The following is a 10,677-nucleotide window of genomic DNA, read 5'->3' on the forward strand; positions in this document are numbered from 1 at the left end:
CCGGGTTGGCGACCGATGGATGCCCGCGTGGGTTACCGATCGGTTGGTGGGTCGGGTGTCTCGTCGTCGAGTGTTTCGACCGTCGGAAGTGGAGCGGTCGGGGTCTCGACGGGCGCCGGGTCCTCGGACGGGGCTTCGTCGTCGGGTGAGGCGTCGTGTTCGTCGGGTGCGTCGTCGGCGTCCTGATCGGCCTTCTTGCGCGGCTTGAGGAGCAGGAAGACCACGGCCGCCGCGACCAGGGTCGCGCCGATGATGATCCACACGAGAGTGCCCGAGTTGGACGACGCGGGCGCGACGTCGGTGGGCGAAGCGGCATCGGTGGTGTCCTCCGTCGCGGTGCCGGTCGGGTCCGGTGCGGGGTCGGAAGCGTCGCCGGTCGGGACCGCCGAGGCGATGGCGTAGGCGTCGGTCGCCTCGGCCAGGGGCATGTCCCAGGAGACGCTGCGCGGGTCGTCGCCGAGGGTGCCGTTGGTCTCGACGATCTCGCCGGGGAAGACCAGGGAGATGCCGATGTGCCCGTTGGCCAGCAGTTCTTCGGACTCGGGCGACGAGCCGGAGTCGTCCCCGAGGCCCTCGGGAATGGTGACCTTGAAGTTGATGTCGTCGCCGTCGCGAGTGAGGGCGACCGCGTCGTCCTCGTCGACGTTGCGGTTGATGAGTTCGGCGAAGTCCTCGAAGCTGGCGTCGTCGAAGAGGTACCGAACCCCGAGGTACGGGGTGCCGTCGACGTCCTCCTCGTAGCGCTCCAACGTGATCGACCCGTCCTCGGAGCCCTCGGAGAAGCCCTCGGTCGGATCACCGTCCTCCATGGCCTCCTCGGGGTAGGTGACCGTGTACGAGCCGGTGACGGTGTCGTCGGCGCTGATCTCGACGGTCACGCCCATTCTGAGGCAGCCGGTCAGAACCAACGCCAACACCGGGAACAGCACGAGGGCCGCGATCCGGCGGAGCGGCCGAGCAGTCGACGCGAACATGTGTCATGTCTACCCGCCCCAGCCGCACACATCTAGATACTTAACATTGCGGATTGGTTTCGACCACTGACAGCCACGATGATTCGATCCGGCGACACTCCCGGACACGCAAGAAACCACCGCGCCGGACGAGGACGATCGACACCGCGCCATCCGACGTCCGGCCGCAACGCTCCGACCGAACGAGCGACACCGTCGACAGAGGATCGCGGATATCATCGCCGGGCCCACATTGTCCATTGAAACGGTTGAATACATGACTGACAACAACAGGCGGAGGCTCCTCCAGACGGCGGCGCTCGGATCGGTGGCCGCACTGGCCGCCACGGCCCTCCCCGACGCCGCCGCGGCCGACGAAACCGACAAGGAATACCCGCTGACCGATCGTCAATGCGACTGGACCGCCGGAGAACGCCTCGACTATCGCAACATCCGCATCGCCGGCTTCACCCATGATGAAGCGATCTGTTGGCTGCTGACCGCACGGGCCGCCGGGGCGTTCTTCAACCTGCCCGAACAGCACCCGGCCGACATCCCCGAAGTGGTCACGGCGGTCCACACCATGCAGTACAAACTGTTGGGCCGCCCCACATACCGGGAGTACATCGAAGCCTATGAGGGCGGCACCAACGCCATGACCGCTCCCCCGCAGGCGAGCTAGACAGCGTCTCGCGACGACGCGCCGCGTGACCTTCGGTCAACGTGGACACCCCCCGGGTCCATCACGGCATCCGGGGGGTTGTCCACGTCGCGGACGAGGTGCTCAAGGGCGGGACTCCCGTCTCCCGCCGCGCGGGATGCCGGACGCGCCCTAGTCGAGCAGGTCCTCCAGGCCGAAGGTCAGACCCTGGCGTTCCCGCACGGCACGCGCCGCGAGCAGCACGCCCGGCATGAACGACGCGCGATCATGCGAGTCATGGCGAATCGTCAGAGTCTCACCGGAGCCTCCGAACAGGACCTCTTGGTGCGCCATCAACCCGGACGCGCGAACAGCGTGCACCCGGACGCCCGCCACGTCGGCACCGCGCGCGCCGTCGATCGACTGCTCCGTCGCGTCCGGTTGGGGGCCGAGGCCCGCGTCGGCACGGGCGCGGGCGATCAGCTCGGCCGTCCGCGTCGCGGTGCCGCTCGGGGCGTCCACCTTCGCCGGGTGATGGAGTTCGACGATCTCCGCCGACTCGAAGTACTTCGCGGCCTCACGAGCGAAACGCATCATCAACACGGCGCCGATGCCGAAGTTCGGAGCGATGACGACCCCGAGCCCCGGTTTCGCCTCCAGCCAGCCCTTCAAGGTCTCGATGCGATCCGGTGTGAATCCGGATGTGCCGACGACGGCGTGGATCCCCTGATCGATACACCACTGTAGATTGTCCATGACGACGTCCGGACGGGTGAAGTCGATGACGACCTCGGCCCCCGCGTCGGACACGTTGAAGAGCCAGTCACCGGCGTCGACCATCGCCACCAGCTCCATGTCCTCGGCGGTGTTCACAGCCCGGCACACCTCGGTGCCCATCCGGCCCCGCGCTCCGAGCACCCCCACGCGCAGCGGCTGCGTCTCGGCGTTCTCGGCCATCACGGTCTCCTCGTCAAGCATGTCGTCAGGATACGACGTCGGCGAAGTCGGACTCGTCGAACGGCCCCGCCACCGCCAGACAGCGCGGATGACCCAGTACCTCGGCGGCCAGGGCGGCCACCTCCTCCCGAGTCACCGAGTCCACGCGCGACAGTACATCATCGACACTGAGCTGATCGCCGAACAGCAACTCGCCGCGACCGAGACGGCCCATTCGGGAACCCGTGTCCTCCATGCCGAGCACGATCGAACCCTTCGCCATCCCCTTGCCGCGCCCCAACTCCTCGTCGTCGATGCCGTCGGCGGCGACCTCCGCCAACACGCCGCGGGTCAAATCCAGGACACGATGGACGTTCTCGGGCGCGCAACCGGCGTACACACCGAACAGGCCGGACTCGCTGAACTCGGCCGTGTAGGAGTAGACCGAATAGGCCAGACCCGAATCCTCCCGGATCCGGTGGAACAGACGGCTCGACATGCCGCCGCCCAGCACGTTGCACAGGACCTCGAAGGCGAACCGCCGTTCATCACGACGCGCCAGACCCTCACCGCCCAAAACGATGTGCGCCTGTTCGGTGTCGCGCGTCGCCACGAGCAGACGCCGGTCCGGAAGCGAACCAGACCACGCGGCCGGGGCTCGCAGCGGCAACGGATCGGCCAGACCCGTCAGCAACGGCGCGAAGGCCTCGGCCACCAACGCCACCACCTGGTCGTGGTTGACGTTCCCGGCGGCCGCGACGACCATCGTCGGCGCCGTGTAGCGGGACTTGTAGAAGCGGAAGATCTCGTCGCGATCGAGCCGCGCGACGGTCTCCGGTGTACCCGCGATGTCGCGGCCCAACGGATGCGTGCCGTACACGGCCGCGGCGAACAGGTCATGCACCTCGTCACCGGGCTCGTCGCGCTGCATCGCGATCTCTTCCAGGATCACGCCACGCTCGGTCTCCACGTCGGACTCGGTGATGAGCGAATCGCACAGCACGTCACCGAGGACGTCGATCGCCAACGACACGTTCGAGTCCAGCACCCGCGCGTAATAACAGGTGAACTCCTTGGCGGTGTACGCGTTGGTCTCACCGCCGACCGCCTCGATCTGAGCTGAGATGTCGAGGGCGCTTCGACGCCGGGTCCCCTTGAACAGCAGATGTTCCAGGAAATGCGAGGCGCCCGACAGCTCGGGAACCTCATCGCGGGATCCGACGCCGACCCACACCCCGACCGTCGCGCTGCGCATCGCGGGGATCGACTCCGTGAGAACACGAAGCCCGCTGGGCAACACGGTACGTCGTACCGTGCCGCCCAGCGGGTCATCAGCAAGTGTGTAGGTAAGCCCGTGTGAAGACGGTTTCATACCTGGTGTTTCTACCGGTGCTGGCGGCGCTCACGTCGGCGGGGCTTCTTGTCGTCGTCGTCACCACTGTCGGAGTCTCCGGCATCGGCGTCGTCGACGGCGGGAGCGGCCTCGGCCGCACGCTCGCCACGGCCACCGCGCTCGCCACCGCGACCACCACGGTCGCCACCACGGCCACCGCGCTCGCCGCCGCGACCACCACGGTCACCGCGTTCACCGCGTTCACGGTCGCCTCCACTGGGACGCTTCGGCGGCTCCTGGCCTTCGGGGTAGACCTTGTCGAGGTAGATCTTGCCGCGACCGTCCACATCGGCGATCTCGACTTCGATCTTGTCGCCGACGTTGAGGAAGTCCTCGACCTTGTCGATACGCTTGCCATCACCGATCTTGGAGATGTGCAGCAGACCGTCCCGGCCGGGCACCAGCGAGATGAACGCGCCGAACGCGGCCGTCTTGACGACGGTCCCGAGGAAGCGGTCACCGACGTTCGGCAGCGTCGGGTTGGCGATGCCGTTGATCATGGCGACGGCGGCCTCGGCGGCCGGGCCCGTCGTCGCACCGATGTAGATCGTGCCGTCGTCCTCGATGGAGATGTCGGCGCCGGTCTCCTCGGTGATCGAGTTGATCGTCTGGCCCTTCGGGCCGATGACCATGCCGATCTTGTCGACCGGCACCTTCACCGTCGTCACGCGCGGCGCGGAGTCGGCCATCTGACCGGTCTCGGCGATCGCCTCGCCCATGACGTCGAGGATCGCGTGCCGCGCCTCGTTCGCCTGGCCGAGAGCGCCCACGAGCACGTCCGACGGAATGCCGTCGAGCTTCGTGTCCAACTGCAGGGCCGTCACGAAGTCACGCGTTCCGGCGACCTTGAAGTCCATGTCGCCGAACGCGTCCTCGGCTCCGAGGATGTCGGTCAGCGTCACGTACTCGGTCTTACCGTCGACCTCGTCGGAGATGAGGCCCATGGCGATACCGGCGACGGCCGCCTTCAACGGGACACCCGCCGACATGAGGCTCATCGTCGAGGCGCACACGGAGCCCATGGACGTCGAACCGTTGGAGCCCAGCGCTTCCGACACCTGACGGATCGCGTACGGGAACTCCTCGCGACCAGGCAGCACCGGCACGAGGGCCCGCTCCGCGAGCGCGCCGTGGCCGATCTCGCGACGCTTCGGCGAACCGACGCGGCCGGTCTCACCGGTGGAGTACGGCGGGAAGTTGTAGTTGTGCATGTAGCGCTTCTTCGACACGGGGGAAAGCGTGTCGATGGCCTGCTCCATGCGGAGCATGTTCAGCGTCGTGACGCCGAGGATCTGCGTCTCGCCACGCTCGAACAGGGCCGAGCCGTGGACGCGCGGCAGAACCCGGACCTCGGCCGACAGCGGCCGGATGTCGCGGGTGCCACGACCGTCGATGCGCACGCCGTCACGGAGGACCCGCTGACGGACGAGCTTCTTCGTCAACGACCGCACCGACGCCGAGATCTCGCCTTCGCGACCCTCGAAGCTTTCGGCGGTCTTCTCGACGGCGACGGCCTTCACTCGATCGAGCTCGGCCTCGCGCTCCTGCTTGTCACCGATGGTCAGCGCGGCGGCGAGGTCGCCACCGATCGCGGCCTCGACGGCCGCGAAGGCGTCGTCGGCGTACTCGGGGAACAGGGGGAACTCGACGGCGGGCTTGGCCGCGACGGCCGCCAGCTCGTTCTGCGCGTCGCACAGGATCTTGATGATCGGCTTGGCGGCTTCGAGGCCCTCGGCGACGACGGTCTCGGTCGGGGCGGTGGCACCGCCCGCGATGAGCTCGATCGTCTTGTCGGTGGCCTCGGCCTCGACCATCATGATCGCGATCTCGCCGGCGTCGGTGACGCGGCCGGTGACGACCATGTCGAAGGTCGCCTCTTCGAGTTGCTCCAGGGTCGGGAAGGCGACCCAGTTGCCACGGATGTTCGCGATGCGCGTCGATCCGAGCGGGCCCGCGCACGGCAGGCCGGACAGGCGCGTCGACGCCGAGGCGCCGTTCATCGCGACGACGTCGTACGGGTGCGTCTCGTCAAGGGCGAGAACGGTCTCGACGACCTGGACCTCGTTGCGCAGCCCCTTGATGAAGCTCGGACGCAGGCCGCGGTCGATGAGACGGCAGGTGAGAATGGCGTCCTCGCTGGGACGACCCTCACGGCGGAAGAACGAGCCGGGAATGCGGCCCGCCGCGTACATGCGCTCTTCGACCTCGACCGTCAGCGGGAAGAAGTCGAAGTGCTCCTTCGGGTGGCGGCCCGCGGTCGTCGTCGACAGCACGACGGTGTCGCCGAGTTGGACGAGTACGCTTCCGCCGGCCTGGCGCGCGAGGCGCCCGGTCGAGAAGACAAGCTCGCGCTTGCCGAACTCACCGTTGTCGATCACCGCGGTGGCGGTGTTCTCGCCGAGTTCCGCGACCGACGGGGAGTGGGATGTTGTCTCTGTGGACATGTGTGTCTACAGCTCCTTCTGTCATGGCACGCCATTCGTCTTCAGAGCTGTCTTACGGCCGGTCTTCGATCGAAGTGCTCGGGCGGTCTCGCCCGGACACCACTACCGAGGACCGGAACGTCAAGACGGCTTGACGTGCCTCAGCTTCTTGCACGGTACCCGGCGTGATCACCGGGCGACCGTATGATTCGAGGGAGCGACCTCGTGTCGCTCCCTCGAAGGTTCTACCTGCGAATACCCAGGCGCTTGATGATCGAGCGGTAACGCTCGATGTCCTCGTTCTGCAGGTACTTCAGCAGTCGACGACGACGGCCGACCAGCAGCAGGAGGCCGCGGCGGCTGTGGTGGTCGTGCTTGTGGCTCTTGAAGTGCTCCGTCAGGTCGCTGATGCGGCGCGTCAGAAGCGCGATCTGAACCTCGGCGGAACCGGTGTCGCCCTCGGCGGTCGCGTAATCCGCGATGATGGCCGCCTTCGTGGCATTGTCGAGCGCCATGATCTCCCTTAGATGTTGTGAATCGGAATGTGTGATGAGCCCACGGCGTCGGGCAGGCACACCGAACCGCGCGTAAACGCGCGGAGAACACCCCCACGTTAACAGACGGCCCCGGAGTCGCTCGCCGTGCGTTGTGCGCGACGGCGTCGATCACGAACGGTCCGACGAGGCCACGTTATCCGACGGGGAAAGGTTCAGCACCCCAATATTTCGCGGGTGCGGTCGACGTCGGCGGCGATCTGCGCGATGAGCGGCGGAATCGCATCGAACGTCTGCTGTGGACGAATGTACCGGGTGAAGTCGACGCTCACCGTGTCGCCGTACAGGTCCCCGTCGAAGTCGAGGATGTGCGCCTCGACGGTGCGGTGCTCGCCCGCGAAGGTGGGGTTCGTGCCGACGCTGATCGCCGTCGGACGGGGTTTCTCGTCGACGCCGGTCACAAGGTCGTGCCGGACGAACCAGCCCGCGTACACGCCGTCCGCTGGGATCGCGAGATTCGGGTCATGGCGCAGGTTCGCGGTGGGGAAACCGAGTTGGCTTCCGCCGCGCGCGGCTCCCGGGACGACGACGCCGGTGACCCGGTGAGGTCTCCCCAGCGCCTCGGCGGCGGCCGCGACGTCACCGGCGTCGACGCGGGCGCGCACGTACGTCGAACTGAACACGGTGGACTCCGATCCGGCGAGACCGACCGTCTCCACCTCGAATCCGAAGGTCTTCCCCAACTGCGCCAACATGTCCACGTCGCCCGCGGCCCTGTGCCCGAAGCGGAAGTTCTCGCCCACGACCACCTTCGCCGCGTGCAGGCGCCCGACGAGCAGGTCCCGCACGAACGACTCCGGGGACAACTGAGAGAACTCTCTCGTGAAAGGAAGAACACAGAAGCCGTCCACGCCGAGTTCCGCGACGAGATCGGCCCGACGATCGAGTTCCGTCAACAGCAAAGGCTGTGTGCCGGGCCGCACCACGGCGGCCGGGTGTGGATCGAAGGTGACGACGACGCTCGGTAGGGACAACTCCCCCGCCGCGCGCACCGCCCGACCGATGATCGACTGATGCCCACGATGTACTCCATCGAAGACTCCGATGGTGATGACGGAGCGACCCCAGTCGGCCGGGGTCGCGTCGATTCCACGCCAACGCTGCATTCCTACATCCTTGCGTACTGCCGAGATCGCCAGCGCGGCATCCGGCGGGGATTGACGTGCGTCTCGCCGCGCCACTCAGGCGGTCGATTCCGGCAGCACGACCAGCGACTTCGTGCGACCGTCACGTTCGACGACGACGGCGACGACTCTGCCGTTCGGGTCGATGGCCGCGTACGGCCCGGCCACACCGGAGAGCGGGATTCGGCCCCCGTGCCCGAGCGTGGTGGCCTCGGCCGCCTCGATGTCGCGGCGCGGCATCAGGCGCGTGACGGTCTCCACCGTGGTGTGGGTGATCGGGGATTCGGCCTCGGCCAACGCGTCCAGAGTCTTCGACTCGTCGATGGTGAAACCTCCGACGCGGGTGCGTCGCAACCGGGTCAGGTGCCCGCCGACGCCGAGCGCGGTTCCGAGGTCGCGGGCGATCGCGCGAATGTAGGTGCCGGTGGAGCAGTCGACGGTGATGTCGACGTCGATCGCTCCGAACTGTTCGGGGTCCGTCGTCACTCGACGGATGTCGCGGACTTCGAGGCGACTGATCGTCACCTCGCGCGCGGGAATCTCGACGTCCTCGCCGTCACGGACCCGTTTGTAGGCGCGCTTTCCGTCGATCTTGACGGCGCTGACGGCGCTGGGCACCTGCTTGACGTGTCCAGACATCGTGGACAGTGTGGTGTTGATGGCGTCGTCGGTGACGCCCTCCGTCGAGACGGTCGCGGTGATGTCGCCTTCCGCGTCGTCGGTGATGGTCGCCTGCCCCAACCGAATGGTGGCCTCGTAGGACTTGTCGCAGCCCGTGACGAAGGTCAGAAGCCGCGTGATCTGACCTACCGCGACGACGAGCACCCCCGTCGCCATCGGGTCCAGGGTGCCACCGTGGCCCACCTTGCGGGTTCCGGCCAGGCGGCGCATGCGGGCGACCACGTCATGAGAGGTCATTCCCGCTGGTTTGTCGACGATCACGAATCCGGTCGGCTGCTTGGTCACGAGGATCAAGCTTTGCAGATGGCCTCGACCGCTGTGGCACGGCCGTCGAGGTTCGACGGCCGTGCCCGGCAGCCGTCACTGACGACGATCCATCGACTCCAGCAGGGCGCGACGGGCCTCGTCGNGCGCCTCCTGCTCGGCGGACGTCGACATGTTCTTCTTCTTTGTGGTGGTAGACATGGAAAAGGCTCTCCTTCAATGGAAACTCGAATTCTCGAAGTGACCGGAGAGCCCGCGATTCGGGTTTGGATGCTTCGAACTCCCCGCGTCGCCATCCCTGTGGGGAGACAACGGACCAACGCGTCAACACCGCGGCGGGGAGTCGGCCTGTCGTTCAGGTCCCGCCGCGGCTGGGAAGAATTACTACGAAACGCATCGTGATCGACAATAACGCCTGTCTCGTATTATGCGCGGGATATCCCAAAGAACGGGACACGACGCGGCGATCAAGGGGGGAAGACCATGAATGACCTGGGGCTTCGAGTGGGGCATTGGACGAACACGACGGCGGCGACCGGGTGCACCGTCGTCGTCTTCGACGAGCCCGTCCTCGCGTCGGCGGAAGTGCGCGGAGGCGCGCCCGCGAGCCGGGAACTGGCGCTGCTGGAACCGCACCGGACGGTCGACCGTGTCGACGCGATCGTGCTGACCGGTGGCTCCGCGTTCGGGTTGGCCGCCGCCGACGGCGTCATGCGGTACTGCGCCGAGCGCGGGCAGGGCGTTCCCACTCCCGGTGGTGTCGTCCCGATCGTTCCGGCCCTGGCGTTGTACGACCTCGCGGTCGGCGACAGTGTGGTCCGACCGGGGGCGGAGGAGGGATACGCCGCGGCGATGGCGGCCACGCCCGCGATCGTGTCGGGGAAGGTCGGAGCGGGCACCGGGGCGACGGTGGGGAAGGCCTCTGGGGAGGCCGAGCCGGGCGGGCTCGGTACCGCGACCGTCCGTTCCGGGGAGCTCGTGGTGACGGCGTTGGTCGCGGTCAACGCCTTCGGGTGGATCGACGTCGACGGCACCCGCTCGGCGGCCGTCGTCGACGCGATGCNGTCGACGCCGACCGGGGCGCTGTTCGGAAACACGACGATCGGAGTCGTCGCGAGCAACGCGGCGATCGACAAGACGGGGTGTCTCCTGGTGGCGCAGGGAGCGCACGACGGCCTGGCTCGCGCGATCGTGCCGCCGCACACTCGCGCCGATGGGGACGCCTTCATCGCGACGGCGTCCGGCCTGGTGACGGCTGACGTGGACACGGTGCGGCTACTCGCGTTGCGCGCCACGGAGATGGCGATCCGCGCGGTCGCGGAGTGAGGCGAGTCGGACGGACGGGGCCACCCGGGTCCGGTGGCACTCGGGCTCGGCGCGTATCTCCCACGGCGCTACGGGATCGGCGCCGTCGAGTCGACACGTGACCCGCCCCGCGCCGGGCCTTCATGAGACCGGACGTGTTTTGCTGGACACGTGAGTGCCGACCGCGACACCGACTATCCGACCGAGTTGTCCGACCCGGAGCTGCTGCGTGCCCTGGCGCATCCGGCTCGGATGGCGATCCTCGACCATCTCGGCGAAGTCGACGACCTCACCGCGACCGAGGGAGCCGAGCTGATCGGCCTCTCACCGTCGGCGATGAGCTATCACCTGCGCACCTTGGCGAAGGTGGGGCTGTTGGAGGAGGCGCCGGGGCGGGGTGACGG

Annotated in this window: 10 protein-coding genes and 1 pseudogene; 4 read left to right on the forward strand and 7 right to left on the reverse strand. The window is 67.6% G+C overall.

What is annotated here, in order from left to right; genetic code table 11:
* Window positions 1–32: 32 nt before the first annotated feature.
* The gene (locus ACM9NP_RS06990) at window positions 33–974 is read right to left on the reverse strand and encodes an LppM family (lipo)protein (RefSeq protein ID WP_415645775.1); all 942 of its coding nucleotides are present in this window, start codon (window positions 972–974) and stop codon (window positions 33–35) included.
* Between the two features lie 256 nt (window positions 975–1,230).
* Between ACM9NP_RS06990 and ACM9NP_RS06995 the strand changes: the two genes are divergently transcribed.
* On the forward strand, window positions 1,231–1,635 hold the full coding sequence (locus ACM9NP_RS06995) for a hypothetical protein (protein ID WP_415645776.1): 405 nt from the start codon (window positions 1,231–1,233) through the stop codon (window positions 1,633–1,635).
* A 150-nt stretch (window positions 1,636–1,785) separates the two neighbouring features.
* Here ACM9NP_RS06995 and dapB read toward each other — a convergent pair whose 3' ends face one another.
* From dapB to truB, 6 genes are all read right to left on the reverse strand, one after another.
* Window positions 1,786–2,550: a 4-hydroxy-tetrahydrodipicolinate reductase gene (gene dapB, locus ACM9NP_RS07000; protein WP_415645792.1), complete on the reverse strand. Its 765-nt coding sequence runs from the start codon at window positions 2,548–2,550 to the stop codon at window positions 1,786–1,788.
* A gap of 25 nt (window positions 2,551–2,575) precedes the next feature.
* On the reverse strand, window positions 2,576–3,901 hold the full coding sequence (locus tag ACM9NP_RS07005) for a M16 family metallopeptidase (RefSeq protein WP_415645777.1): 1,326 nt from the start codon (window positions 3,899–3,901) through the stop codon (window positions 2,576–2,578).
* A gap of 11 nt (window positions 3,902–3,912) precedes the next feature.
* Window positions 3,913–6,366, reverse strand: coding sequence for a polyribonucleotide nucleotidyltransferase (locus ACM9NP_RS07010; RefSeq protein ID WP_415645778.1), 2,454 nt, complete (start codon window positions 6,364–6,366; stop codon window positions 3,913–3,915).
* Between the two features lie 224 nt (window positions 6,367–6,590).
* Entirely contained in the window at window positions 6,591–6,860 is a 270-nt protein-coding gene (gene rpsO / locus ACM9NP_RS07015) for a 30S ribosomal protein S15 (protein WP_415645779.1), read from the reverse strand.
* 194 nt (window positions 6,861–7,054) lie between these two features.
* Window positions 7,055–8,005 carry a bifunctional riboflavin kinase/FAD synthetase gene (locus ACM9NP_RS07020; RefSeq protein ID WP_415645780.1) on the reverse strand — a complete coding sequence of 317 codons (951 nt, stop codon included), beginning with the start codon at window positions 8,003–8,005 and terminating at the stop codon, window positions 7,055–7,057.
* Window positions 8,006–8,080: 75 nt separating this feature from the next.
* A complete protein-coding gene (gene truB, locus ACM9NP_RS07025) occupies window positions 8,081–8,998 on the reverse strand; it encodes a tRNA pseudouridine(55) synthase TruB (protein WP_415645781.1) in 918 nt (305 codons plus the stop codon).
* 453 nt (window positions 8,999–9,451) lie between these two features.
* Here truB and ACM9NP_RS07030 point away from each other — a divergent pair.
* The 3 genes and pseudogenes from ACM9NP_RS07030 to ACM9NP_RS07040 form a co-directional block, all read left to right on the forward strand.
* A partial coding sequence (locus tag ACM9NP_RS07030) for a P1 family peptidase (protein ID WP_415645782.1) occupies window positions 9,452–10,031 on the forward strand: 580 nt, incomplete at its 3' end.
* 1 nt (window position 10,032) lies between these two features.
* Window positions 10,033–10,294: pseudogene (locus ACM9NP_RS07035) on the forward strand (P1 family peptidase); the annotation flags it as partial.
* Between the two features lie 150 nt (window positions 10,295–10,444).
* On the forward strand, window positions 10,445–10,677 hold a 233-nt coding region (locus ACM9NP_RS07040), incomplete at its 3' end, for a helix-turn-helix domain-containing protein (RefSeq protein WP_415645783.1).

Source organism: Stackebrandtia soli, from assembly GCF_965137155.1.
In the GTDB taxonomy this organism is placed as follows: domain Bacteria; phylum Actinomycetota; class Actinomycetes; order Mycobacteriales; family Micromonosporaceae; genus Stackebrandtia; species Stackebrandtia soli.